The organism is Streptomyces sp. NBC_01314, assembly GCF_041435215.1.
In the GTDB taxonomy this organism is placed as follows: domain Bacteria; phylum Actinomycetota; class Actinomycetes; order Streptomycetales; family Streptomycetaceae; genus Streptomyces.
The window spans coordinates 10,126,936-10,151,316 of the sequence record NZ_CP108394.1 but is presented as its reverse complement, the minus strand read 5'-3'; the positions used below and the strand labels follow the sequence as shown (position 1 = coordinate 10,151,316).

Annotated in this window: 20 protein-coding genes and 2 pseudogenes; 18 read left to right on the top strand and 4 right to left on the bottom strand. The window is 70.4% G+C overall.

The features are described 5' to 3' along the window. Positions 1–37: 37 nt before the first annotated feature. From OG622_RS44590 to OG622_RS44575, 4 genes are read left to right on the top strand one after another with little or no spacing between them, the layout of a single operon-like run. Positions 38–1,360, top strand: coding sequence for an extracellular solute-binding protein (locus OG622_RS44590; protein WP_371582744.1), 1,323 nt, complete (start codon positions 38–40; stop codon positions 1,358–1,360). Further along, on the top strand, positions 1,357–2,280 hold the full coding sequence (locus OG622_RS44585; RefSeq protein ID WP_371582743.1) for a carbohydrate ABC transporter permease: 924 nt from the start codon (positions 1,357–1,359) through the stop codon (positions 2,278–2,280). The genes OG622_RS44590 and OG622_RS44585 overlap by 4 nt, the downstream gene beginning before the upstream one ends. Continuing rightward, complete coding sequence (locus OG622_RS44580; RefSeq protein WP_371582741.1) at positions 2,277–3,182, top strand: carbohydrate ABC transporter permease; 906 nt, start codon at positions 2,277–2,279, stop codon at positions 3,180–3,182. The genes OG622_RS44585 and OG622_RS44580 overlap by 4 nt, the downstream gene beginning before the upstream one ends. Then, a complete protein-coding gene (locus OG622_RS44575) occupies positions 3,179–4,210 on the top strand; it encodes a LacI family DNA-binding transcriptional regulator (RefSeq protein ID WP_371582740.1) in 1,032 nt (343 codons plus the stop codon). The genes OG622_RS44580 and OG622_RS44575 overlap by 4 nt, the downstream gene beginning before the upstream one ends. Before the next feature lie 36 nt (positions 4,211–4,246). On the opposite strand, the pseudogene OG622_RS44570 reads toward OG622_RS44575, so the two are convergent. Next, positions 4,247–4,650: pseudogene (locus tag OG622_RS44570) on the bottom strand (MFS transporter); the annotation flags it as partial. Between the two features lie 270 nt (positions 4,651–4,920). On the opposite strand from OG622_RS44570, the gene OG622_RS44565 reads away from it, so the two are divergent. Then, positions 4,921–5,721, top strand: coding sequence for a VOC family protein (locus tag OG622_RS44565; protein WP_371582738.1), 801 nt, complete (start codon positions 4,921–4,923; stop codon positions 5,719–5,721). A gap of 76 nt (positions 5,722–5,797) precedes the next feature. Here OG622_RS44565 and glgX read toward each other — a convergent pair whose 3' ends face one another. Both glgX and OG622_RS44555 read right to left on the bottom strand, forming a co-directional pair. After that, on the bottom strand, positions 5,798–7,924 hold the full coding sequence (gene glgX / locus OG622_RS44560; protein WP_371584415.1) for a glycogen debranching protein GlgX: 2,127 nt from the start codon (positions 7,922–7,924) through the stop codon (positions 5,798–5,800). Further along, the gene (locus OG622_RS44555) at positions 7,921–8,436 is read right to left on the bottom strand and encodes a pep a2 (RefSeq protein WP_371582736.1); all 516 of its coding nucleotides are present in this window, start codon (positions 8,434–8,436) and stop codon (positions 7,921–7,923) included. The genes glgX and OG622_RS44555 overlap by 4 nt, the downstream gene beginning before the upstream one ends. A 266-nt stretch (positions 8,437–8,702) precedes the next feature. Between OG622_RS44555 and OG622_RS44550 the strand changes: the two are divergent. The 7 genes and pseudogenes from OG622_RS44550 to OG622_RS44520 all read left to right on the top strand — a co-directional run. Beyond that, positions 8,703–8,939 (top strand): annotated as a pseudogene (locus OG622_RS44550) (DUF5133 domain-containing protein); the annotation flags it as partial. 232 nt (positions 8,940–9,171) lie between these two features. Beyond that, entirely contained in the window at positions 9,172–11,187 is a 2,016-nt protein-coding gene (locus OG622_RS44545; protein ID WP_371582734.1) for a maltotransferase domain-containing protein, read from the top strand. Then, positions 11,184–12,920 carry a maltose alpha-D-glucosyltransferase gene (gene treS, locus OG622_RS44540; protein ID WP_371582732.1) on the top strand — a complete coding sequence of 579 codons (1,737 nt, stop codon included), beginning with the start codon at positions 11,184–11,186 and terminating at the stop codon, positions 12,918–12,920. The genes OG622_RS44545 and treS overlap by 4 nt, the downstream gene beginning before the upstream one ends. 29 nt (positions 12,921–12,949) lie before the next feature. After that, positions 12,950–14,344 (top strand): maltokinase, encoded by a 1,395-nt coding sequence (locus OG622_RS44535; RefSeq protein WP_371582730.1) that lies wholly within the window; start codon positions 12,950–12,952, stop codon positions 14,342–14,344. A 4-nt stretch (positions 14,345–14,348) separates the two neighbouring features. Continuing rightward, positions 14,349–16,586, top strand: a complete 2,238-nt coding sequence (gene glgB / locus OG622_RS44530; protein WP_371582729.1) for a 1,4-alpha-glucan branching enzyme — start codon at positions 14,349–14,351, stop codon at positions 16,584–16,586. A 305-nt stretch (positions 16,587–16,891) separates the two neighbouring features. Continuing rightward, a complete protein-coding gene (locus OG622_RS44525) occupies positions 16,892–17,245 on the top strand; it encodes a VOC family protein (protein WP_371582727.1) in 354 nt (117 codons plus the stop codon). A 72-nt stretch (positions 17,246–17,317) separates the two neighbouring features. Next, complete coding sequence (locus tag OG622_RS44520) at positions 17,318–17,719, top strand: MarR family winged helix-turn-helix transcriptional regulator (protein WP_371582725.1); 402 nt, start codon at positions 17,318–17,320, stop codon at positions 17,717–17,719. 81 nt (positions 17,720–17,800) lie between these two features. On the opposite strand, the gene OG622_RS44515 is transcribed toward OG622_RS44520, so the two are convergent. Further along, entirely contained in the window at positions 17,801–18,649 is an 849-nt protein-coding gene (locus tag OG622_RS44515; protein WP_371582724.1) for a LysR family transcriptional regulator, read from the bottom strand. 337 nt (positions 18,650–18,986) lie between these two features. Here OG622_RS44515 and OG622_RS44510 point away from each other — a divergent pair, with 337 nt between their 5' ends. From OG622_RS44510 to OG622_RS44485, 6 genes are read left to right on the top strand one after another with little or no spacing between them, the layout of a single operon-like run. Further along, complete coding sequence (locus OG622_RS44510) at positions 18,987–19,700, top strand: alpha/beta hydrolase (protein WP_371582722.1); 714 nt, start codon at positions 18,987–18,989, stop codon at positions 19,698–19,700. Continuing rightward, positions 19,697–20,629, top strand: a complete 933-nt coding sequence (locus OG622_RS44505) for a sulfurtransferase (protein WP_371582720.1) — start codon at positions 19,697–19,699, stop codon at positions 20,627–20,629. Before OG622_RS44510 ends, OG622_RS44505 begins: the two co-directional genes overlap by 4 nt. Further along, positions 20,626–21,498 (top strand): ABC transporter permease, encoded by an 873-nt coding sequence (locus OG622_RS44500; RefSeq protein WP_371582719.1) that lies wholly within the window; start codon positions 20,626–20,628, stop codon positions 21,496–21,498. Before OG622_RS44505 ends, OG622_RS44500 begins: the two co-directional genes overlap by 4 nt. After that, positions 21,495–22,241: an ABC transporter ATP-binding protein gene (locus OG622_RS44495; RefSeq protein WP_371582717.1), complete on the top strand. Its 747-nt coding sequence runs from the start codon at positions 21,495–21,497 to the stop codon at positions 22,239–22,241. The genes OG622_RS44500 and OG622_RS44495 overlap by 4 nt, the downstream gene beginning before the upstream one ends. Then, a complete protein-coding gene (locus tag OG622_RS44490) occupies positions 22,238–23,221 on the top strand; it encodes an ABC transporter substrate-binding protein (RefSeq protein WP_371582715.1) in 984 nt (327 codons plus the stop codon). The genes OG622_RS44495 and OG622_RS44490 overlap by 4 nt, the downstream gene beginning before the upstream one ends. 55 nt (positions 23,222–23,276) lie before the next feature. Further along, positions 23,277–24,377 (top strand): LLM class flavin-dependent oxidoreductase, encoded by a 1,101-nt coding sequence (locus OG622_RS44485; protein ID WP_371582714.1) that lies wholly within the window; start codon positions 23,277–23,279, stop codon positions 24,375–24,377. Positions 24,378–24,381: the final 4 nt, after the last annotated feature.

The window sequence follows — 24,381 nt, the reverse complement described above, 5'->3', positions numbered from 1 at the left end:
GCAGCAGGCGAGGACCCAGGTCAGGGGAGAAAGATCCATGCCCAACATCACTAAGCACCGGCGCTTTGTGGCCACTGCCGTCGCCGTCACGCTCGGCGCCACCACACTTGCCGCCTGTGGCGGGTCCGACGACGACAGCGGGGACCGGTCGGGGCCGGCGAAGCTGACGTACTGGACCTGGACGCCGGGCATGGACAAGGTCGTGGACCTGTGGAACAAGGGTCCCGGCAAGGAGCAGCAGATCACCGTCACGGTGAAGAAGCAGGCCTCCGGCGACACCCTCGTCACCAAGATCCTCACCGCGCACAAGGCGGGCAAGGGCCCGGACCTGGTGCAGGCCGAGTACCAGGCGCTGCCGACGCTGGTCAGCAATGACGCGGTCGCCGACATCGCGGGCGACGCGGGCGACGCCAAGGGCAAGTTCGCCGACGGTGTGTGGCAGCAGACCACGCTGGGCTCGGACGCCGTCTACGCGATACCGCAGGACATCGGGCCGATGATGTTCTACTACCGCGAGGACCTCTTCAAGAAGTACGGCCTCACGGTTCCGAAGACCTGGGAGGAGTTCGCCGAGACCGCGCGGAAGCTCAAGAAGGAGGACCCGGACGTCGATCTGACGACCTTCTCCGCGAACGACTCCGGTCTCTTCGCCGGTCTCGCCCAGCAGGCGGGCGCCGAGTGGTGGACCACCCAGGGCCAGAAGTGGAAGGTCGGCATCGACGACGCGGCGACGCAGCGGGTCGCCGACTTCTGGGGCGGCCTGGTCAAGGAGGGCGCCGTCGACAACCAGCCGATGTACACCCCGGCCTGGAACAAGGCGCTCAACACCGGCAAGCAGATCGCCTGGGTCAGCGCCGTGTGGGCGCCGGGCACGCTGACCACCGCCGCGCCCGACACCCAGGGCAAGTGGAAGGTGGCGCCGCTGCCGCAGTGGTCGTCCTCCGAGAACGTGACGGGCAGTTGGGGCGGCTCCTCGACGGCGGTCACCACGGACTCGAAGAACAAGGGCGCCGCCGCGAAGTTCGCCACCTGGCTGAACACGGACCCCAAGGCGCTGACCGCGCTGGCCAAGGAGGGCGGCATCTACCCGGCCGCCACGACCGCGCAGACCAGTGACGCGTTCGCCGAGCCGCCGGCCTTCTTCTCCAACCAGGCCGACTTCTACACCACGGCCTCCGAGATAGCGAAGACCACGGCACCCTCCGCGTGGGGCCCGAACGTCAACGTCGCGTACACCACCTTCAAGGACGCGTTCGGCGCCGCCGCCAAGAACAAGTCGGACTTCGGCGCCGCCCTGAAGACGATGCAGGACGACACGGTCGCAGACATGAAGAAGCAGGGCTTCGAGGTCGCGGAGTGACCAGCGCACGCCGGAGGTCGTACGGGGTCAAGGGGGCCCCGTACGCCTTCCTCCTCCCCGCGACGATCCTGTTCGCCCTCTTCTTCGCGCTGCCCATCGGCTACGCGGTCTGGCTCAGCCTGCACAAGGTGCAGGTCAGGGGCCTGGGCCTCGGGTCGGGTGCGCGGTACGAAGTCTGGGCGGGTCTGGAGAACTACACCGACGCCCTGACCGACTCCGAACTGCTGGACGGCGCGCTGCGCGTGCTCGGTTACGGCGCGATCGTGGTCCCGGTCATGCTCGGTCTGGCGCTGGTTCTCGCCCTGATGCTGGACAGCGACAAGGTGAGGCTGGCCCCCTTCACCCGGCTGGCGATCTTCCTGCCGTACGCCGTCCCGGGCGTCGTGGCGGCTCTCCTCTGGGGCTTCCTCTACCTCCCGGACGTCAGCCCCTTCTACTTCGTGCTGGAGAGGCTGGGGCTCCCCCAGCCGGACCTGCTGGACGGGGGCGGCCTGTACGCGGCGCTGTCGAACATCGCGATCTGGGGCGGCACCGGCTTCAACATGATCGTCATCTACACCTCGCTGCAGGCGATCCCCACCGAGGTGTACGAGGCGGCGAAGCTGGACGGCGCGACACCGCTGCAGACCGCCCTGCGGATCAAGATCCCGATGGTGGCGCCCTCCCTGGTGCTCACCTTCTTCTTCTCGATCATCGCCACGCTCCAGGTGTTCAGCGAACCGACCACCCTCAAGCCGCTCACCAACTCCGTGTCCACGACGTGGAGTCCGCTGATGAAGGTGTACCGGGACGCCTTCGGCGAGGGCGACATCTACTCGGCGGCCGCCGGCGCGGTGATCATCGCCATGGCCACCCTGATCCTCTCCTTCGGCTTCCTGAGGGCCGCGAACTCCCGGAACAAGCAGGAGGCAGCACGATGAGTTCTCTTGCCGTCCACAAGACCGCCCCGGCGGCGGGGACCACTCCCGGCACCGCCCAAGGGCCGCCGCTGCGCCGCCGGATCGCGCTCGTCCCGACGCTCACCCTGCTGCTGGGCGCGGTCTACTGTCTGCTCCCCGTCGCCTGGGTGCTGATCGCGGCCACCAAGTCGGGCAGCGAACTGTTCTCCACGTTCACGTTCCTGCCGGGCAGCGGCTTCGGGGACAACCTGTCCGACCTGAACGCCTACCGCGACGGCATCTACTGGCAGTGGATGGGCAACTCCGCCCTCTACGCCGGCCTCGGCGCCCTCCTGTCGACGGCCGTCTCCGCGGTCAGCGGCTACGCGCTGGCGATCTACCGCTTCAGGGGCCGCGAGACCATCTTCAACGTCCTGATGGCGGGCGTGCTGATGCCACCGGTGATCCTCGCGATCCCGCAGTACCTGCTGATGGCGAAGGCGGACCTGGCGGACAGCTACTGGTCGGTGCTGCTGCCGCTGATCCTCTCCCCGTACGGCGTGTACCTGTCCCGGATCTACGCCGCCGCCGCCGTCCCCTCCGACGTGGTCGAGGCGGGCCGGATGGACGGGGCGAGCGAGTGGCGGATCTTCACGCGGATCGCGCTGCCGATGATGGTGCCGGGTCTGGTGACGGTCTTCCTGTTCCAGTTCGTCGCCGTCTGGAACAACTTCCTGCTGCCGTACATCATGCTCAGCGACGACGAGAAGTTCCCGATCACCCTGGGCCTGTTCACGCTCCTCGAACAGGGCGCGAACACTCCGGCTCTCTACACCCTGGTGATCACGGGTGCGCTGCTCGCGGTGATCCCGCTCATCGCGCTCTTCCTGGTCATCCAGCGGTTCTGGAGCCTCGATCTGCTGTCCGGAGCCGTAAAGTCATGACCATGAGCAGCACGGGGGGCAGGCGCAAACCGCCGACCATTCACGACGTGGCGCGCGAGGCGGGAGTCTCCAGGGGAACCGTCTCACGCGTGCTCAACGGCGGTCACTACGTCAGCCCGACGGCCGCCGAGGCGGTCAACGCCGCGATCCGCAGGACGGGTTATGTCGTGAACCGGCACGCCCGCTCGCTGATCACGGGCCGCTCCGACTCGATCGGCTTCCTGTTGACGGAACCGCAGGAGAAGCTGTTCGAGGACCCCAACTTCAACGTCCTGCTGCGCGGTTGCACCCAGGCGCTGGCCGCGCACGACATCCCGCTGCTGCTGATGGTCGCCGGCACGGAGGACGAGCGGCGCCGGATCACGCGGTACATCACGGCCGGCCACGTCGACGGGGTGCTGCTGGTGTCCAGCCACTCCGGGAACCCGGTCGCCCAGGAACTCCGCGAGGCGGGGATCCCCCTCGTCCAGTGCGGCAAGCCCATGGCGCCCGGCTCCAAGGTGAGTTACGTGGCCGCCGACGACCGGGACGGCGCCCGTGACATGGTGCGCCATCTGCTGTCGCTGGGCCGCCGCCGCATCGGCGTCGTGACCGGCCCGCTGGACACCCCCGGCGGCGTCGACCGTCTCGCCGGCTACAAGGAGGTGCTCGCGGAGGCGGGCGTCGGGATCGACGAGCGTCTCATCGTCTCCGGCGACTACAGCCGGGCCAGCGGCGAGGCGGGCACCGAACACCTGCTGGCGCGGGCTCCCGACCTGGACGCCGTGTTCGTGGCCTCCGACCTGATGGCGCAGGGCGCGCTCGCGGCGCTGCGCCGTGCGGGCCGCCGGGTCCCCGAGGACGTGTCGGTGGGCGGCTTCGACGACTCGGCCGCGGCGACGGAGGCCGTCCCCGCCCTCACCACCATCCGCCAGCCCTACGACCGCATCAGCAACGAGATGGTGCGGGTCCTGCTGGCCCAGATCGGCGGCGAGGACCCGGCGGCGGTGATCCTCCCGACGGAGCTGGTGCGGCGGGAGTCGACGTGAGGGGCTGCCACGCACGAGAGGCGGCGGGAGTCGACGGGCTATGGCCATCCCGTAGAACACCCACTGGTTGGCCTCGGTGAAGTCCATGCGGATGGCGTCCATCGAGTCGCGCGTCGCCGTGGCGACGGTGCCCTCGCCGCTCGGCGACTGGCTGTCCGGGTTGCCGGCGACCGCTTCGGCGATGCCGCGGGCGGCCTCCCGCGCCGCGTCGTCCGGCACCCCCTGGACCGCGGCGTCTCGACGACGTTGTCGGTGGTGACGTGCGTCAGGACCGTGCCGAACACCGCGAGGCCCACGGTCGCCGCGTAGTTGCGCACAGTCCGGGTGATGCCGGTGACCTCGCCGTACGAGGCGTTGAGGAAACGGTTCACCCCGTCCGTCGAGGCGGGCGCGAGCAGCAGACCGATACCGGCGCCGGCGGCGGCGTAGGGCCACTGGTCGAGCCGGTGGCAGCCGGCCCGGGAGCGGAACTCCCCTGTGTCGGCCACAGGCCGAATCCTCCCGTCGTCCGGCGCGTGGCGCATGCGCGAGGGGGCCCACCGTAAGAAGCCAGAACTCCCGGTCATCACCCGAACGGCCGTCCGAAGATCGCGCCCCCACCGGGGTCGGAACGCCGACACGGGGTACTCGACGGGCACCGGCCCCGGATCCGGTTGGAGACTGGAGTGCGGCCGGGGTGTACCGGCGGACGAGACCAGGACACGACTGCCATGAACAGCGACAGCAAATTCGGGGGCGCGGAGAGCGTCGTCTCCAGCCATTCCGTCTTCGGGGCCCCCTGCTGGGTGAGCCTCACCAGCCGGGATGTGCCTGCCACGGAAGCCTTCTACGCCGCCGTGCTGGGCTGGCGATGGCGCACGGCGAAGCTCGGCGACCACTTCCGGATCGCGCTGGCGGGCGGGGTGCCCGTCGCCGGGATCGCCGGAGTGGCGTCCCTGTGGCAGATGGCGGTCGCCTGGACCCCCTACTTCGCCGTGTCGGACGCGGACGCGGCGGCGTCCCGGGCCCGGGAGCGCGGCGGCACGGTCGCGGTCGGCCCTCTCTCCTTCCCGCCCGGACGGGCCGCTCTGCTGGCGGACCGCCACGGGGCCTCCTTCGGGATCTGGGAGGGTGCGCTCTTCACCGACTGGGAGACCTGGCGCAAGGCCGCCCCGGCCTTCATCCGGCTCCACACCCGCGACGCGTTCGACGCCGCGATCTTCTACGGCGAGGTCCTGGAGTGGGCCACCGAGAGGCCGGGCTGCTGCGAGGTCCACTACGAGGGCAACGAGGTCGTCCTGCGCAGCGAGGGCGAGGTCGTGGCCCGGATCACCTCCGGCGCGCTGGAAGCCGCGCCCGACCCCACGATCCGGCCGCACTGGCAGGTCCACTTCTCCGTCTCCGACGTGGCGGCCCGCGTCGAGGCCGCCCAGCACCACGGCGGCACGATCCTTACACACGTCGCGGACGAGGCGGTGCTCCGCGACCCGGACGGCGCCCAGTTCACGATCACTTCACGCACCGAACGCTGACCACCGCCGGCTGAGAACCGGCGGGATCAACGTGTCGGCGGGTCGGCGGGTCCGGAACGCCGCGACGCCGGCGGGGTCAGCCGGCCCGGGAAGGCCGCGACAGCAGCACCAGCCCCCTGGCCTCGACGGTGATCTCCGCGCCCGCCTTGTGCTCGGACTCGTCCGGGCCGCCGTCCGGCTCCGCGGCCGTGTCGACGAGGGTCGCCCAGCGTTCGCCGTACGCGATGCCGGGCAGGCGGAAGTCCATCGGCTCCCAGTGGCTGTTCAGCAGGAGCAGGAAGGAGTCGTCGACGACCCGGCCGCCCTGGGGGTCGGGTTCGGCGATGGCGTCGCCGTTGAGGAAGACGGCCACGGAGTGGGCGTCGGAGCGGTCCCAGTCGGTGTCGGTCATCTCCGTGGCGTCCGGCAGCAGCCACACCATGTCGGGGAGCGGCTGGTCCGCGCGGGTCTCCGTGTCGCCGCGGAAGAAGCGGCGGCGGCGCAGCACGGGGTGGGCGGCGCGCAGGGCGATGAGGTCGCGGGTGAACCCCAGCAGCGCGCGGCGTTCGGCGTCCGGCCGCCAGTCGAGCCAGGAGACCTCGTTGTCCTGGCAGTAGGCGTTGTTGTTGCCGCGCTGGGTGCGGCCCGACTCGTCGCCGTGGCAGAGCATCGGGATGCCCTGGGACAACAGCAGCGTGGCCAGGAGGTTGCGCTGCTGGCGGGCGCGGAGGGCACGGATCCGCGGGTCCTTGGTCGGGCCTTCCGCTCCGCAGTTCCAGGAGCGGTTGACGCTCTCGCCGTCCCGGTTGCCCTCTCCGTTGGCCTCGTTGTGCTTGTCGTTGTACGAGACCAGGTCGCGCAGGGTGAAGCCGTCGTGCGCGGTGACGAAGTTGACGCTGGCGCGCGGGCGGCGCCGACTGTGCTCGTACAGGTCGGAGGAGCCGGTCAGGCGGGAGGCGAACTCGCCGAGGGTGTGCGGGCGGCCGCGCCAGAAGTCCCGTACGGCGTCCCGGTATCTGCCGTTCCACTCCGACCACAGCGGCGGGAAGTTGCCGACCTGGTAGCCGCCCTCGCCGAGGTCCCACGGTTCGGCGATGAGTTTGACGCGGCTGATCACGGGGTCCTGCTGGATCAGGTCGAAGAAGGCGGAGAGACGGTCCACCTCGTGGAACTGCCGGGCCAGGGTGGCCGCGAGGTCGAATCGGAAGCCGTCGACATGCATTTCGGTGACCCAGTACCGCAGCGAGTCCATGATCAGCTGGAGGACGAACGGGTGCCGCATCAGCAGGCTGTTGCCGGTGCCCGTGGTGTCGTAGTAATGCCCCCAGTCGCCGTCCACCAGACGGTAGTACGAGCCGTTGTCGAGCCCCCGGAAGGAGAGGGTGGGGCCCTTCTCGTTGCCCTCGGCGGTGTGGTTGTAGACCACGTCGAGGATCACTTCGAGGCCGGCCGCGTGCAGCGCCCTGACCATCGACTTGAACTCGGTGACCTGTTGACCGCGGGTGCCGTGGGCGGCGTAGGAGTTGTGCGGCGCGAAGAAGCCGATGGTGTTGTAGCCCCAGTAGTTGGCGAGGCCCCGGTCCTGGAGGACGCCGTCCTGTACGAACTGGTGCACGGGCATCAGCTCGATCGCGGTCACGCCCAGCGAGGTGAGGTGCTCGACGACGGCGGGGTGGGCCAACCCGGCGTAGGTGCCGCGCAGTTCGGCGGGGACGTCGGGGTGGGTGCGCGTGAGGCCGCGGACGTGCGCCTCGTAGATGACGGTGTCGGCGTACGCGCGCCGGGGCGGACGGTCGTCCCCCCAGTCGAAGAACGGGTCGGTGACCACGCCGAGCATGGTGTGCCCGGCACTGTCGGCACCCGGTTCGTACAGCGACGGATGGTTGTCCGTCTGCCCGTCGACGGCCCTGGTGTACGGGTCCAGCAGCAGCTTCGCCGGATCGCAGCGGTGGCCGGCGGCGGGGTCCCAGGGACCGTGCACGCGGTAGCCGTAGCGCTGCCCCGGTCCGACGCCGGGGAGGTAGCCGTGCCAGACGAAGCCGTCGACCTCGGTGAGCGGGACGGAGCGGTGGGCGCCGCCGTCGTCCACGAGGACCAGGTCGACGCGTTCGGCGACCTCGCTGAACAGCGCGAAATTGGTGCCGGTGCCGTCGAAGGACGCGCCCAGCGGGTAGGGGTGCCCGCTCCACACGGGCACCCCTTTCCTGTGCGGCCGTAGGGTCACTGTGTGCACTCGCGCGCGTCCGCCGCGTCGCCGCCCGGCGAACCGGCGAGCACGGCGACGAGCATCTCGCGGGGCACCTGGCGCACTTCGCGCAGGGCCGGCTCGGGCACGGTCGGCACCAGGGGCACGCTCTGGTCGACCGGCGCGCGCTGGGTGAACCAGATGACCGTGCTGCCGGTGGCCGTCGAACAACAGCCCCAACCGTCGCTCAGCGCGGCGATACGGGTCAGGCAGGGGCGCAACTCCCGGTCCGGGCGCATCTCCCGGTCGTTCGCGCCCGCCGCCGCGATGAGGTGCTGACCGTTCCACCACATCTCGATCGAGGTGTTCTTGTCCGTCGCGTGTTCATCGATCGCGCGCAGCAGCAGTTCGGCACTGTGGCAGACGGGCCCGACGAGGGTCTCCAGGTCCCAGAACCGGAGGTGGGCGGCCATGACGCGCCCGACCTGTCCGACCCGTTCCGGAGTGACTTCCACGTCGAGGTGGTAGTAGCGAGGCACTGCGGTCTTCATCGTCGTTGGCTCCTCACCGGCGAAGCTCCCGCCCACGAGCACGAAGCGTGAGCAACAATCACTTCTGAGTCAGCTCCAGAGTGGGAGTGCTACGCCATTCGTGCAACACGAGCGACCCCCGAGGTAGTTGAAGAACCAACAAGACGCCTGGTGGTTACCTGTGCACCATGAGTGAAGGCATCGGCTCCGTGAGGTGTCGATGCCCCTCCGTGCACGACCTCCCCCGGGAAGCGTGCTCCGTCGAGAGTGCCGGGAGGGACCAGCACATGCTGCTGCCCGCCAAGAACGAGGTGGCCAGACATCTGCGGCGCTACCGCACCTGGGAACGCGTGATGCTCGCGTCCCCGACCGACCGCGCGGCCCGGGACAGCTTCGAGGACTCGGGCTACACGCTGTGTGTGCTGATGGGAAAGCGCTGCGCCCGCGAGGCCGTGGCGGCCGCCGAGCGCTACCTGCAGACGAGCCTGCCCTCCTACCTCCAGGAGCAGACCGGCCGTCCCAAGCAGGAACAGACCGGCCGTCCCAAGCAGGAGCAGACCGGCCGTCCCAAGCAGGAGCAGACCGGTAAGACCCGTAAAGAACAGAACGGTAAGGCCCGTAAGGACCAGAGCGGACGGACCCGTTCCGTCAGACGTGGTCCGCCGTCCGGGCAGCGTTTCACGGCAGGGCGGTAGGACTCGTTCAGTACCCGTTCGGAACAGCGCCGATTCCCGAGCACGGCGGAGGTGAGACCCCATGAGCCCGATCCCGGCCCCGGCCGTCGGCCGCGTCCCCGTCAGGGACGTCCGCCCGCTCGTCGAGTGCGGCAGGCGTCCCGCGAAGGCAGTCGTCGGCGAGATCTTCGAGGTCACCGCGACGCTCTTCCGGGAAGGGCATGGCGTGATCGCCGCCAACGTCGTGCTCAAGGATCCGGAGGGCCGCCCGGCCCCGTGGACCCCGATGCGTGAACTCGTACCCGGCACCGATCGCTGGGGCGCCTGTGTCACCCCGACCGCCGTGGGCCGGTGGACGTACCGCGTCGAGGCCTGGAGCGACCCGATCGCCACCTGGCGTCACACCGCCCGCATCAAGATCCCGGCCGGCATGGACACCGGGCTGGTCCTGGAGGAGGGCGCCGAGCTGTACGCGCGCGCCGCCGCCGGAGCGCCCGAGGCGGACCTCCACGCGACCCTGCTGACGGCCGTGCGCAAGCTCCGCGACGACACCCTTCCGGCCGCCGACCGGCTGGCGGCGGCGTTGGCGCCGGAGGTGGACGAGGTCCTGACCCGCCACCCTCTGCGTGAACTGGTCACCTCGTCGGAGCCACTGCCGCTGCTGGTGGAACGCGAACGGGCCCTGTTCGGCTCCTGGTACGAGTTCTTCCCACGTTCCGAGGGCACCCCCGAGCAGCCCCACGGCACGTTCCGCACCGCCGCCCGCCGCCTGCCCGCCATCGCCCGGATGGGCTTCGACGTCCTCTACCTCCCGCCCATCCACCCCATCGGCACCACCTTCCGCAAGGGCCGCAACAACACCCTCTCCCCCACCCCCGACGACGTCGGCGTGCCCTGGGCCATCGGCTCCCCCGAAGGCGGCCACGACACCGTCCACCCCGACCTGGGCACCATCGAGGACTTCGACCACTTCGTCGCCGAAGCCCGCACACTCGGCCTGGAAGTCGCCCTGGACTTCGCCCTGCAGTGCTCCCCCGACCACCCCTGGGTGCACAAACACCCCGAGTGGTTCCACCACCGCCCCGACGGCACCATCGCCTACGCGGAGAACCCGCCCAAGAAGTACCAGGACATCTACCCCATCGCCTTCGACGCCGACCTGCCCGGCCTCATCACCGAGACCACCCGCGTCCTGCGGCACTGGATGGACCACGGCGTACGGATCTTCCGCGTCGACAACCCCCACACCAAACCGGTTCTCTTCTGGGAACAGGTCATCGCCGACATCAACGCCACCGACCCCGACGTCATCTTCCTCGCCGAGGCCTTCACCCGCCCCGCGATGATGCACACCCTGGCCGCCACCGGCTTCCAGCAGTCCTACACCTACTTCACCTGGCGCACCACCAAACAGGAACTCACCGACTACGCCACCGAACTCGCCGGGGACTCCGCCGCCTACATGCGGCCCAACTTCTTCGTCAACACCCCCGACATCCTCCACGCCTTCCTCCAGGAAGGCGGCCGCCCCGCCTTCGAACTCCGCGCCGTCCTCGCCGCCACCCTCTCCCCCACCTGGGGCATCTACTCCGGCTACGAACTCTGCGAGAACACACCCCTCAAACCGGGCAGCGAGGAATACCTCGACTCCGAGAAGTACCAACTCCGCCCCCGCGACTGGGACGCAGCCGCACAAGACCGACGTACGATCGCGCCGCTCATCACGGCGCTCAACGACATCAGACGGCGCCATCCCGCACTGCACGGGCTCAGGAACCTGCGCTTCCACCACACCGGCAACGACGCGGTGATCGCCTACAGCAAGCGCGCCGGCTCGGACGCGGTCGTGGTGGTCGTCAATCTCGACCCCCATCGCGCCCAGGAGGCCACGGTCACGCTCGACATGGCGGAACTCGGCCTGGGCATGGACGAGAACGTGCCGGTACACGACGAGTTGACGGGGGAGGCCTACCGCTGGGGAAGGACGAACTACGTGCGTCTGGAACCCGGGCGGGCACCCGCGCACGTCCTCCACGTCCTGCTCCCTGCCGAGAGCACGTCCTCCTCGTCGCAGATCGGAGCGTCAGGCACGCCATGACCATGAACAAACCCATCCCGGACACCTTCGAGGACACTCCGCAGCGGGACCGGGATCCGGACTGGTTCAAACGCGCCGTCTTCTACGAGGTCCTCGTCCGTTCCTTCCAGGACAGTGACGGCGACGGCATCGGCGACCTCAAAGGCCTGACCGCAAAACTCGACTACCTCCAGTGGCTGGGCATCGACTGCATCTGGCTCCCGCCCTTCTTCAAATCGCCCCTGCGCGACGGCGGCTACGACGTCTCCGACTACACCGCCGTCCTCCCCGAATTCGGTGACCTCGCCGACTTCGTGGAATTCGTCGACGCCGCCCACCAACGCGGCATGCGCGTCATCATCGACTTCGTCATGAACCACACCAGCGACCAGCACCCGTGGTTCCAGGAGTCCAGGAACGACCCCGACGGCCCCTACGGCGACTACTACGTCTGGGCGGACGACGACAAACAGTTCCAGGACGCCCGCATCATCTTCGTCGACACCGAAGCCTCCAACTGGACCTTCGACCCCGTCCGCAAGCAGTACTTCTGGCACCGCTTCTTCTCCCACCAACCGGACCTCAACTACGAGAACCCGGCGGTGCGGGAGGAAATGCTGGCCGCCCTGCGGTTCTGGCTGGACCTCGGCATCGACGGCTTCCGCCTCGACGCCGTCCCCTACCTCTACCAGGAAGAAGGCACCAACTGCGAGAACCTCCCCGCCACCCACGCGTTCCTCAAGCACGTCCGCCGGGAGATCGACACGTCGTATCCGGACACGGTCATCCTCGCGGAGGCGAACCAGTGGCCGGAGGACGTCGTCGACTACTTCGGCGACTTCCCCGGCGGCGGCGACGAATGCCACATGGCGTTCCACTTCCCGGTGATGCCGAGGATCTTCATGGCGGTGCGGAGGGAGTCCCGGTACCCGGTCTCGGAAATCCTCGCCAAGACCCCCGCCATTCCCTCCAGCTGCCAGTGGGGCATCTTCCTGCGCAACCACGACGAGCTGACCCTCGAAATGGTCACCGACGAAGAACGCGACTACATGTACGCGGAGTACGCCAAAGACCCGCGCATGCGCGCCAACATCGGCATCCGGCGCCGGCTCGCCCCCCTCCTGGACAACGACCGCAACCAGATCGAACTGTTCACCGCCCTGCTGCTCTCCCTGCCCGGCTCGCCGATCCTCTACTACGGCGACGAGATCGGCATGGGCGACAACATCTGGCTCGGCGACCGCGACGCCGTACGCACCCCCATGCAGTGGACACCCGACCGCAACGCCGGCTTCTCCTCCTGCGACCCCGGACGCCTCTCACTGCCGACGATCATGGACCCGGTCTACGGCTACCAGGTCACCAACGTCGAGGCGTCGATGTCGTCACCGTCATCACTGCTGCACTGGACCCGCCGCATGATCGAGATCCGCAAACAGAACCCCGCGTTCGGCCTCGGCACCTACACCGAACTCCAGTCGTCCAACCCGGCCGTGCTGGCGTATCTCCGGAATGCCCCCTCGATCGAGGAGGACGGCGACGACCTGGTGCTGTGCGTGAACAACTTCTCCCGCTTCCCGCAGCCCACCGAACTCGACCTGCGCGCCTACGAAGAACTCCACCCCGTCGAACTCATCGGCGGTGTCCGCTTCCCCGCCATCGGTGAACTGCCCTATCTCCTCACCCTCGCGGGCCACGGCTTCTACTGGTTCCGGCTCTCCCGAGTCCTCTCCCGCGCTGCCCGAGGGCGTTGAAGCGCGGGCCGGCGAAAGGACGCGTCACCATGCCGAAGACCGCAACCGCATTGCTCCGGCCGAGCAGCGACGGGGTCGCCGCCGACCTCATGACCTCGCTGGCGGGGCTGCTGCGCGAGTGGCTGCCGCGGCAGCGCTGGTTCGCCGGCAAGGACCGGCCGGTCACGGACCTCGCCCTGCTGTCGATGACCGAGCTGTATCCGGGCTGTCTGCACCTGCTCGTGCACACCGGCCAGCCCAGCCATGCCGGCCACAGCGGTGTGCCCGCGCCCGGTAGCACTCCCCCTCCCCCGGCCGGTGACTGCTACCAACTGCTGCTCGGTGTGCGCGAGCAGCTGGTGCCGCGCCTCGGCCGGGCACTCATCGGGCAGGCACACGAGGGACCGCTGGCGGGTCTGACCGTGTACGACGCGCTCTATGACCCGCGCTCGGCCCAGCTGCTGCTCGAACGGCTGCGGCACCCCGGTACGGCGGGCCCGCTGCGCTTCGAGGCGGACCCGGACATACGGGTGCCGGCCGGGCTGGCGCCTCGGCTGCTGGACGCCGAGCAGTCCAACTCCTCGCTGGTGTACGGGGACGCGTTCATCCTGAAGGTCTTCCGGCGGATCCAGCCGGGGGTGAACCCCGATCTGGAGGTGCCGGGCGCACTCTCCGTGCAGGGATGCGGCCGGGTTCCGGCGCCGGTGGCCTGGTTCCGGACGACCGATCCGTTCGCTGCGACGCTCGGTGTGCTGCAGCCGTTCCTGCCCGACGCGTCCGACGGCTGGACGCTGGCGCTCGGCGCGCTCGCCGCCGGGCACGACTTCACGGCGCAGGCCGGTGAGCTGGGCCGGGCCACGGCGGAGGTCCATATGGCGCTGGCCTCGGCCTTCCCCTCCCGGGCCCATGACGAGAACGGGCGGACGGCCGCCGCCATGACCGAGCGGCTGGACGCCGCCGCGCGGTGTGTACCGGCGCTGCGGCCGTTCGTCCCCGGCCTGCGCACCGCCTTCCGCGCCCTGCTCTCCTGCGATGCCGGGCCGCCGTCCCAGCGCGTCCACGGCGATCTGCACCTGGGGCAGGTGCTGCGGGCCGGCCGGGAGTGGTTCGTCATCGACTTCGAGGGCGAGCCGTCCCGTCCGCTGGCCGAGCGGTGCGGTACCCAGTCTCCGGTGCGGGACATCGCCGGGATGCTGCGCTCCTTCGACTACGCCGCCCGGCAGCGCCGCCCCTGGCGCCCGGAGTGGGCACGCCGCTGCCGGGAGGCCTACTGCGCGGGCTACGCCGCCCACGCCGACTGGGACCCGCGCGAGAAGCACGGACTGCTGCGCGCCTACGAGACGGACCGGGCCGTGTACGAGGTCCTCTACGAGGCCCGGCACCGCCCCGACTGGCTTCCTGTACCGATGGCGGCGATCGAGCGTCTCGCCGTGAGAGGAGACTGAGACCGTGGCCCTGCGCGACACCACTACCCCCGAGGCGGCGGGCCCGCCCCCGCGCGGACCCCGGCTGACCGTGGCCGCCCCTCCGCTCGACCCCGGCGACCGAGCGCGGCTGCTCTCCGGCGCCCACCACGACCCGCACGCCCTGTTCGGCGCCCACCCGGTGCCGGGTGGGATCGCCGTACGGGCACTGCGCCCGTACGCCCATGCCGTGAGCGTCGTGATCGACGGCGAGCGTACGTATCTCGCCTCGGAGGGCGACGGCCTCTTCTCCGTCCTGCTGCCGCTCGACGCCGTCCCGGAGTACACGCTGCTCGTCTCCTACGAGGACACCGACCACGAGGTGCACGACCCGTACCGCTTCCTGCCCTCGCTCGGTGAGCTGGATCTGCATCTGATCCGGGAGGGGCGGCACGAGCAGCTGTGGAAGGCGCTCGGGGCCGAGCCGATGACCCACCAGGGCGTGACCGGCACCCGGTTCACCGTGTGGGCGCCGAACGCCCGAGGGGTGTGTGTCGCCGGGGACTTCGCCTGCTGGAACGGGACGGCGTTCCCGATGCGGTCCCTCGGTTCGTCCGGGGTATGGGAGCTGTTCCTGCCGGGGGTGGGTGAGGGCGCCCACTACAAGTTCGAGATCACCTCGCGCCACGGTCACCGTCTCCTCAGGGCCGACCCGATGGCCCGTCAGGCGGAGGTGCCCCCCGCGACGGCGTCCGTCGTGACGGCCTCGCACTACGTGTGGGGCGACTCGGAGTGGATGGCCGCGCGCGGGGACATCCCGGTGCACGAGGCCCCGTTCTCCGTCTACGAGATCCATCTGCCGTCCTGGCGCCCGGGACTGACGTACCGGCAACTCGCCGATGTGCTCCCGCGGTACGTTTCCGACCTCGGCTTCACCCATGTCGAGCTGATGCCGGTCGCGCAGCACCCGTTCAGCGGCTCCTGGGGCTACCAGGTCACCGGCTTCTACGCGCCCACCGCACGGCTCGGCACCCCCGACGACTTCAGGTACCTCGTCGACGCGCTGCACCGGGCCGGGATCGGCGTGATCCTGGACTGGGTGCCCGCCCACTTCCCCAAGGACGACTGGGCCCTCGGGCGCTTCGACGGGGAGCCGTTGTACGAACCCGGGGACAGCCGGCGGGCCGAGCATCCGGACTGGGGGACTTACGAGTTCGACTTCGGGCGTACCGAGGTGCGCAACTTCCTGGTGGCGAACGCCGTCTACTGGTGCGAGGAGTTCCATGTCGACGGGCTGCGGGTGGACGCGGTCGCGTCGATGCTCTACCTCGACTACTCGCGTGACTCCGGCCAGTGGTCGCCCAATGTGTTCGGCGGGCGGGAGGACCTTGACGCGGTCGCCTTCCTGCAGGAGATGAACGCGACCGTGTACCGGCGTGCGCCGGGTGTGGTGACCATCGCGGAGGAGTCCACGGCGTGGGACGGTGTCACCCGTCCGACCGACAGCGGCGGCCTGGGCTTCGGGCTGAAGTGGAACATGGGGTGGATGCACGACTCGCTGGGCTACATCGAACACGAGCCGGTGCACCGCAAGTACCACCACGACGAGATGTCGTTCTCGATGGTGTACGCGTACAGCGAGAACTACGTGCTGCCCATCTCCCACGACGAGGTCGTGCACGGGAAGCAGGCGCTGGTGTCGAAGATGCCGGGCGACTGGTGGCAGCGGCGGGCGAACCATCGCGCGTATCTCGGGTTCATGTGGGCCCATCCCGGTAAGCAACTCCTTTTCATGGGACAGGAGTTCGCGCAGGGGGCGGAGTGGTCGGAGGCGCACGGACCCGAGTGGTGGCTCCTCGATCCCGAGTACGGCGCGGAGGCCGACCACCGGGGGGTGCGGGACCTCGTCCGCGACCTCAACGCGGTGTATCGCCGCACCCCGGCGCTCTGGCAGCGGGACACCGATCCGGCCGGATTCCAGTGGGTGGGCGGGGATGCCGCCGAGGACAACGTCTTCGCGTTCCTGCGGCTCGACGCGGAGGGTGTGCCTCTGTTGGCGGTGTCCAACTTCAGCCCTGTGGTTCGGCACGACTACCGGTTGGGGGTGCCCGATGACGTGTCGGCGTGGGGTGAGGTGCTGAACACCGACGCCGCGGTCTATGGGGGGAGCGGTGTTGCCGACCCGCGGCCCGTCGAACGCGAGCCGTACGCCTGGCACGGGCGAGCGGGCAGTATCCGGGTGACTTTGCCGCCGCTGGCCACGGTTTGGCTCCGGCCGACCTAGGGTTCCTCGCCCCCGCCGCCCCTACCCGTCCCCAGGGGCTGCGCCCCTTCGACCCCCATCCGCGGGTCCGCCGTGGTTGCTCGCGCAGTTCCCCGCGCCCCTGAAAAGCAGGGGCTGCGCCCCTGGATGGGGGCACCTCCCGCTCGAGCGAAGCCGAGAGTGGGGGAGGGACGGGTAGGGGCGGCGGGGGCGAGAAAAGGCCGTCCGGGGCAACCCGTCAGGATCGGAGAAGGCACCGGGCCCTCCCTCGTCCTAGCGTTTACGGCAGATCCCAGCGACCGGAAACAATCACCGAGGAGTACGCCATGACCGCAGGACTCAAGACCATCATCTACCCCGTCAAGGATCTGGCCGCGGCGAAGACCCTGTTCGGCGCCCTGCTGGGGGTCGAGCCGTACGCGGACTCGGCGTACTACGTGGGGTTCAAGGACGCGGGGCAGGATGTGGGCCTGGACCCGAACGGGCACGCGAAGGGGATGACCGGCCCGGTGCCGTACTGGCATGTCACCGACATCCGCTCGACACTCGCGGGGCTGCTCACGGCCGGCGCGGAGACCCTGGAGGACGTCCACGACGTGGGCGGCGGCCGGCTCATCGCCTCGGTGAAGGACACGAACGGGAACCTGGTCGGGCTCCTGCAGGACACGGCGGCCGAGTAGCGCGGGAGCGGTGGTTGCGCCTGCACTAGTTGCACGGACAACGATCGCCTCGCTCTCTGTTACCGTGCACATATGGCAGTGAACACGACCGGTGTCCGGCTCGAGGACCAGTGGCGGGACATCCTGTCCGTGCACGCCCGCACGATGTGCGAGATCGACCGCGTGCTGCATCCGCACGGCCTCGGCGCCAGCGACTTCGAGGTGCTCGACATCCTCGCGTCGGGCATGGCCGCGGCCACGGCGGCCGGGGACCTGTGCCGGGTGCAGAACATCGCGGAGAAGGTCCACCTCAGCCAGAGCGCGCTGTCCCGGCTGATCGGCCGGCTGGAGAAGGACGGCCTGGTGGAACGGTCCGTCTGCGCGGAGGACCGGCGCGGGGTGTGGGTCACCCTCACGGACAAGGGCCGCGACCTGCACGCGGAGGTCCTGCCCCTGCAGCGTGACGTCCTGGCCCGCATGTTGCGGCAGGGCTGACCCACGGCGTCGCGAGGCTGACCCACGGCGTCGCGATGAGCGAACGGCCGGGTCCCGCCCGGTTCTCCGCGCACCGCTCCCTCAGCGCAACAGATCCCGTACAGCCGCGAAGGCGGCCTCCACCGTGGCCGGGTCGGCGCCGGGACGGGCGAGGGCGCTCATGGGGATGGGGGTGACGGGCGGAAGTCCGTCGTACGGAGTGAGCCCGTCGGGGGCGGGGCCGACGGCGGCAAGGAGGGCGACGCCCTGGCCGGTGCGGGCGATGTCGAGGACACCGGCGAGATAGCCCGCGTCGCCGACGACAGTGGCGGCGACACCGTGTGCGGCGAGCGTCGAGATGGCCCGGCGGCGGATCGCGCACGGGTCCTCGACCGCCACCAACGGGACCGGGACGGGGGCGACCGGTGCCTCCCAGCCGGGCGGGGCGTACCAGGTCAGGGGCAGACCCCCGACAGGGGTGCCCTCGGTCGCGGCCGCCTCGGTGACGTACACCGCGACATCGACGCTCCCCCGCTCCACGGCCTCGACGAGCCGTGCCGAGCGGTCGATACGGAACCGCACGCGGCAGCCGGGGCGCATCTCCTGCACGGCCGCCGTCAGCCGGGGAAGAAACTGGTCGGCCGCGTGTTCGGTGGAGCCGATGGTGACGGTGTCGCCGTCGATGTCGAGCAGGACGCGTACGGCCTCGTCGTGGACGGCGAGGATGCGGCGGGCCTGCTCGACGAGGAGCCGTCCGTCGGGGGTGAAACGGGTGCCACGCCCCTCGCGTTCGACGATCGCGCGGCCGAGCGTCTTCTCCAGCCTACGGACGTGCTGGCTCACCGCGGACTGGCTGAGGGCGAGGGAGCGGGCCGCGCGGTGGAAACCTCCGCAGTCGGCTATCGCGGTCAGACTGCGCAGGGCCACGATGTCGAGGACAGGTTGGGGCATGCGGGCGACGGTAGCCGCCGCCCGGCATCGATCGCGATTCCTGATCGGTTTCGATGCGGAATCGTCGTTGGACGTGACGCCGCACCGCCGGTCATGATGAACACATGATTCCCGCGACCGCCTCTGCTGCCTTTCTGACGCAGCGCCGAGTCATCGACTTCGGTGTGGCGTGCAGCGCGCGCTGTCGTTGATCCGCTGATTTCCCCTGCCTCCGCTCCGGCGGTGCTCTCTCCCCGCGCACGTGAGTGGTCTCCGCTGAACTGACACGTGTCCGTCCGGCTCTCTCCACACGCTGTCTCGCTCCTTTCCCCTGCCCTGAAACGGGAGTTGCTTCCCCATGCCCTCCTCCGCACTGTCCTCCTGGGACGAACCCGAAGGTCTCGCCCCGCGCGGCACGCTCGTCGTGCTCGCCGGGCGGGGTGAGCACGGCGGCGTGTACGAGCGGTTCGGCCGCCGTCTCGCCTTCGACGCCTACCGTGTCCGCGCCCTGGGCGATCCGACCGCCGACCCCTCGGTCCTCGAAGCGGCGACCAAGCTCCTGGCCGACGCGTCGCTGCCCGGCCCCAAGGTGCTGGTCGGCTCCGACACGGGCGCCCGGTACGCCGTACGGCTCGCCGCGGAGCGGGCCACGGGACTCGACGCGCTGATCCTCGCCGGGCTGCCCGTCGGGCCCTGGGTGTCCGGGAGTTGGGAGACCGAAGTGAACGAACGGACCGCCTGCCCCACCCATCAGGGGCGGCTGGCGAACGACCCGGACTTCCGGCGGGGCGCGCTCGACGAGAACCCCGACAACCTGCCGGAGCTGCACCTGGACCTCGTGGACGTCCCCGTGCTCGCCCTGCACGGCACGGACGACACCGTCAGCCCGCTCCTCGGGGCGCTCGACGCGTACGCGGGCCACCCCGCCGTACGGACCGTGACCTTCGGCGGCGGCCGGCACGACGTACTGAACGACGCCCACCACCGCACCGCCGCCGCCACGGTGGTCCTCTTCCTCGAACGGCTGCGCCTGTCCGCCGAGCTGCCCGCCATCGCGGAGAGCGCGGTATGAGCGCCGGCACGGACACGGGGACGGACATCGGGACGGGTGCGGGTGGCGGGCGGCCCGCGAACGTGCGGGTCACGACGTCCGTCGCCGAACTCGCCGCACTGCTCCGCTCCGAGCGCCCGCCCGCACTGCTCCGCTCCGAGCGCCCGCCCGTACTGCTCGATGTGCGATGGGCGCTCGGTGACCCGCACGGCCGCGAGCACTACACCGCCGGGCACATCCCGGGCGCGGTGTATGTGGACCTCGACACCGAACTGGCCGCGCCGCCGAGCCCGCAGGGCGGGCGGCATCCACTGCCCGAGCCGGCCGAACTCCAGGCCGCGGCACGGCGTTGGGGTGTCGGGGAGGGGAGTCCGGTCGTCGTGTACGACGATCTGGGCAACACGGCGGCGGCACGGGCGTGGTGGCTCCTGCGGTTCGCCGGGGTGGCCGACGTGACGCTGCTGGACGGGGCGTTGGGGGCGTGGAAAGCCGCCGGGCTCGAGCTGGAACCGGGGGTGCCCGCCGCTCCGGTGCCCGGTGATGTCGTCCTGCGACCCGGTGGGCTGCCGGTGACGGATGCCGACGGAGCCGCCCAACTGGCCTTGTCGGGGCTGCTGTTGGACGCGCGGGCCACCGAGCGGTATCGGGGTGAGGTCGAGCCGGTGGATGCGCGGGCCGGGCACATTCCGGGGGCGTTGTCGGCGCCTACCGGGGAGAACCTGACGGCCGACGGGACGTTCCGCTCCGCCGAGGAACTGCGGGAACGGTTCGTGGCGAAGGGCGCCGACCGGGTGGAGCGCATCGGCGTGTACTGCGGTTCCGGTGTCACCGCCGCCCATCAGATCGCCGCGCTCGCCCTCGCCGGTTTCGAGGCGACGCTCTTCCCCGGCTCCTGGTCCGCCTGGTCCGCCGATCCGGCCCGCCCGGCCGTGGAGGGGAGCCGACCATGATGACGAAACCACTTGTGCTCCCCCAGCGTCCGGCCACCGAGGGCACGGCGCCCGCGCCGGCCCGCGTCACCATCCGGGGCACCGCGCGGACCACGCGTCGTGTCACCCTCCCCCGTGCCGTCCGCCGCGCCTGCGGTCCCGTCGGTCTGGTCCTGCTGTGGTTCCTGGCATCGGCGACCGGACTGCTCCCCGAGTCCGTCCTCGCCTCCCCCGTGGACGTCGGCCGGCAGGCCGTGGAACTGACGAGGAGCGGCGAACTCCCCGATGCCATCGCCGCCTCGGGCAGGCGGGCCGCCACCGGCTTCCTGATCGGGGCGACCGTCGCCCTGAGCCTGTCGCTGCTGGCCGGTCTGTTCCGGCTGGGCGAGGACGTCATCGACTCCTCGATGGGCATGTTCCGGGCGATCCCGTGGGTGGGTCTGATCCCCCTGTTCATCGTGTGGTTCGGCATCGAGGAGACGCCGAAGATCGCGCTCGTCGCGCTGGGTGTGACGTATCCGCTGTACTTCAACATCTACGGCGGCATCCGCTCGACGGACGCCCAACTCGTCGAAGCCGCACGGATGATGGGCCTCGGCCGACTGGGGCTGATCACGTACGTGATCCTGCCGAGCGCGCTGCCCGGGGCTCTCGTGGGGCTCCGGTACGCGCTGTCGACGGCCTGGCTGGCGCTGGTGTTCGCCGAGCAGATCAACGCGGACGCGGGGCTCGGCTATCTGATGAGCAACGCCCAGCAGTACTTCCGCACGGATGTCATCGTGCTCTGCCTCGCCGTGTACGCGCTGCTCGGCCTGGCCTGCGACTTCGCCGTACGTGTCCTGTCGCGCAGGTTGCTCGCCTGGCGGGCCAACTTCGAGGGGGAGGCATGACCACCGTGTCCGAGACCGCCACCGGCGGGTCCAACAGCGTGGAGATACGCGGGCTCTCGCGGGCCTTCGACGGTCACACCGTGCTGCACGAGCTCGATCTCGACATCCGCGAGGGCGAGTTCGTGGCTCTCCTCGGGCACAGCGGCTGCGGCAAGTCGACGCTGCTGCGGATCCTCGCCGGGCTGGACGAGGAGATCGGCGGCGAGGTGACCGTGCCGGCCCGGCGCAGTGCCGCCTTCCAGTCGCCCCGGCTGCTGCCCTGGCTGAAGGTGTGGCGCAACGTGGTCCTCGGCCTGCCGGGCCGGCCCGACAGGGCACGGGCCGCGAAGGCACTGGACGAGGTCGGTATCGCGGACCGCGCGACCGTATGGCCGAAGACGCTGTCCGGTGGTCAGGCCCAGCGGGTCTCACTGGCCCGCGCGCTTGTCCGTGAGCCCGAACTCCTGCTGCTGGACGAGCCGTTCGGCGCTCTCGACGCCCTCACCCGGGGCAGGGTGCAGCAGCTGGTCGCCGAGCTGTGGCAGCGCCACCGCTGCGCGATCCTCCTGGTCACGCACGACGTGGAGGAGGCGCTGCTGCTCGCCGACCGTGTGCTGGTGATGGACGAGGGCCGTATCGCGCACGAGTTGACCGTCGATCTTCCCCGGCCCCGTGATCTGACCGCCCCCGAGTTCGTCTCCCTGCGTGCCCGCCTGCTGACCTGGCTCGGCGTGCACCGCGCCCTGGAAGGAACCCCCTCGTGACACCCCCAGCAGTACACCGACTCGCGGCCGCCGCACTGAGCCTCACCGCCCTGTTGGCGCTGACCGGCTGCGGCCAGGACTCCTCGGCGCGGGCTTCCGCCGAGGACGGCCGGGTCACGCTGACCATCGGCGACCAGGCCAGGACCCTCCAGACCATCGTCGCCGCCTCCGGCGCTCTCAAGGGGGCCGACTACCGGGTGAAATGGGCCGAGTTCGAGGGCGCGGCCCCGCTCTACCAGGCCGTGCAGGCGAACGCCGCCGACACCACCTACTCGGCCGACCTGCCCGCCCTCCAGGCACTCAGCGGCGGGGTGAGGTTCAAGACGGTCGCCGCGCTGAAGAACGACGGGCGGCATGTCGGCATCGTCGTCCGGGACGGGTCCGGCATCGACAGTGTCAGGGACCTCAAGGGCCGGAAAGTCGTGGTGTCCTCGGCCAAGGGCAGCATCTCGGAGTACCTGCTCGCCAACGTCCTGCGGCAGAACGGGCTGACGTACTCCGACGTGAAGGTGCAGTACCTGCTGCCGACGGACGCGCAGGCCGCCTTCGCCTCCGGGAGGATCAAGGCGTGGGCGACCTTCGGCGTCTACCAGGCCGTCGGTCTGGAGCAGGGCGGCAAGCTGCTCGTCGACGGCGCCGACGGCCGCGTCAGCGGGTACGGCTTCATCGGCGCTTCCGACGAGGCCCTCGCCGACGCTGGCAAGAAGGCCGCGCTCGGGGACTTCCTGAAGCGGCTCGGTACGGCCCTGAAGTGGGCCGACACGCACGAGGACGCGTACGCGAAGGCCATCGTGGAACGCAACGGCGCCGACCGGTCCGTGGCGAAGACCCTCGCCTCGGCGGCATACAGCCAGGTGCTGCCGATCGACAACGAGGTGACCGGGACGGTCCAGGGTGTCGCCGACCTGATGAACGGCATCGGTGTGCTCGAACCGAACGTCGATGTGGCCGGGACCGCCGACACCAGCGTCCTCGAGTGACCCCCTCCTCCCTCTCCGTCCTGCTCAAGTGACCGTTTCCCGCAGGGAGTTCATCATGCCCGTCGAATTCATCAGCGCCGTGCACACCGCCCCCGGTGTCAACGGGCCCGCGGCGAGCGCGCGTACCGGCTTCGACCCCGACCATGTGCGCAGGTACGCCCGCGCCCTGGACGACGGCGGTTTCGACCACACCCTGGTCGCCTACCACTCCGCGTCCCCGGACGCGCTCCAGTTGGCCCAGTTCGTGGCCACGCACACCGAGCGGATCCGCCCGATCCTGGCCCACCGGCCGGGCGTCATCTTCCCGACGCACGCCGCCCGGGCCCTCGCGACCCTCGATCGGATCAGCGACGGCAGGCTGTCGCTGCACATCATCTCCGGAGGCAGTGACGAGGAGCAGCGGCGGGAGGGTGACTACCTCGACAAGGCGGAGCGGTACGAGCGTTCGGACGAGTACATCCAGATCCTGAGGAAGGTGTGGACGGCCGACGGGCCCGTCTCGCACGAGGGCAAGTACTTCCGGTTCGAGGGCTACCACAGCGATGTGAGGCCGGTGAACGGGCTGATCCCGGTCTCGGTGGGCGGATCGTCGCAGGACGCCTACCGGGTGGGCGGGCAACAGGGCGACATCTTCGGGCTGTGGGGCGAGCCTCTCAAGGAGACGGCGGAGCAGATCGCCGCCGTGAACGCGGTCGCGGACGCCGCCGGGCGCCCCCATCCGCGGATCTGGGTGTCGTTCCGGCCGATCATCGCACCCACCGAGGAGCTGGCCTGGGAGAAGGCCCACCGCACGCTGGGTGCGCTGAAGGCGGAGTCGGCCTCGTCGGACGCGTTCCGGCACTACCGGACCAGCGGGCGCCCGGCGAACGTCGGCTCGCAGCGACTGCTCGACATCGCCGAGCGCGGCGAGGTGCATGACCGCTGCCTGTGGACCGCGCCGGCGGTCGCCACCAACGCGGCCGGGGCCTCCACCGCCCTCGTCGGCACCCCGGAGACGGTCGCCAAGGCGCTGCTCGACTACGTCGACATCGGCTGCGACCTGCTGTCGGTCCGGGGCTACGACCCGCTGAACGACGCCATCGACTACGCCCGCCATGTCCTGCCGCTGGTCCGGCAGGAGCTCGCCCACCGCGCCGCCGGCGCCCAGGCTGCCTGACCTT

Bases quoted from the DNA above. Each gene is read 5' to 3' on its own strand.
- OG622_RS44495 (WP_371582717.1), top strand. From the start codon at position 21,495: ATGACCACCGTGTCCGAGACCGCCACCGGCGGGTCCAACAGCGTGGAG.
- OG622_RS44590 (WP_371582744.1), top strand. From the start codon at position 38: ATGCCCAACATCACTAAGCACCGGCGCTTTGTGGCCACTGCCGTCGCC.
- OG622_RS44485 (WP_371582714.1), top strand. From the start codon at position 23,277: ATGCCCGTCGAATTCATCAGCGCCGTGCACACCGCCCCCGGTGTCAAC.
- OG622_RS44535 (WP_371582730.1), top strand. From the start codon at position 12,950: ATGCCGAAGACCGCAACCGCATTGCTCCGGCCGAGCAGCGACGGGGTC.
- OG622_RS44545 (WP_371582734.1), top strand. From the start codon at position 9,172: ATGAGCCCGATCCCGGCCCCGGCCGTCGGCCGCGTCCCCGTCAGGGAC.
- OG622_RS44555 (WP_371582736.1), bottom strand. From the start codon at position 8,436: ATGAAGACCGCAGTGCCTCGCTACTACCACCTCGACGTGGAAGTCACT.
- OG622_RS44565 (WP_371582738.1), top strand. From the start codon at position 4,921: ATGAACAGCGACAGCAAATTCGGGGGCGCGGAGAGCGTCGTCTCCAGC.
- OG622_RS44580 (WP_371582741.1), top strand. From the start codon at position 2,277: ATGAGTTCTCTTGCCGTCCACAAGACCGCCCCGGCGGCGGGGACCACT.
- OG622_RS44510 (WP_371582722.1), top strand. From the start codon at position 18,987: ATGCCCTCCTCCGCACTGTCCTCCTGGGACGAACCCGAAGGTCTCGCC.
- OG622_RS44500 (WP_371582719.1), top strand. From the start codon at position 20,626: ATGATGACGAAACCACTTGTGCTCCCCCAGCGTCCGGCCACCGAGGGC.
- treS (WP_371582732.1), top strand. From the start codon at position 11,184: ATGACCATGAACAAACCCATCCCGGACACCTTCGAGGACACTCCGCAG.
- OG622_RS44575 (WP_371582740.1), top strand. From the start codon at position 3,179: ATGACCATGAGCAGCACGGGGGGCAGGCGCAAACCGCCGACCATTCAC.
- OG622_RS44515 (WP_371582724.1), bottom strand. From the start codon at position 18,649: ATGCCCCAACCTGTCCTCGACATCGTGGCCCTGCGCAGTCTGACCGCG.
- OG622_RS44520 (WP_371582725.1), top strand. From the start codon at position 17,318: ATGGCAGTGAACACGACCGGTGTCCGGCTCGAGGACCAGTGGCGGGAC.
- OG622_RS44505 (WP_371582720.1), top strand. From the start codon at position 19,697: ATGAGCGCCGGCACGGACACGGGGACGGACATCGGGACGGGTGCGGGT.
- OG622_RS44525 (WP_371582727.1), top strand. From the start codon at position 16,892: ATGACCGCAGGACTCAAGACCATCATCTACCCCGTCAAGGATCTGGCC.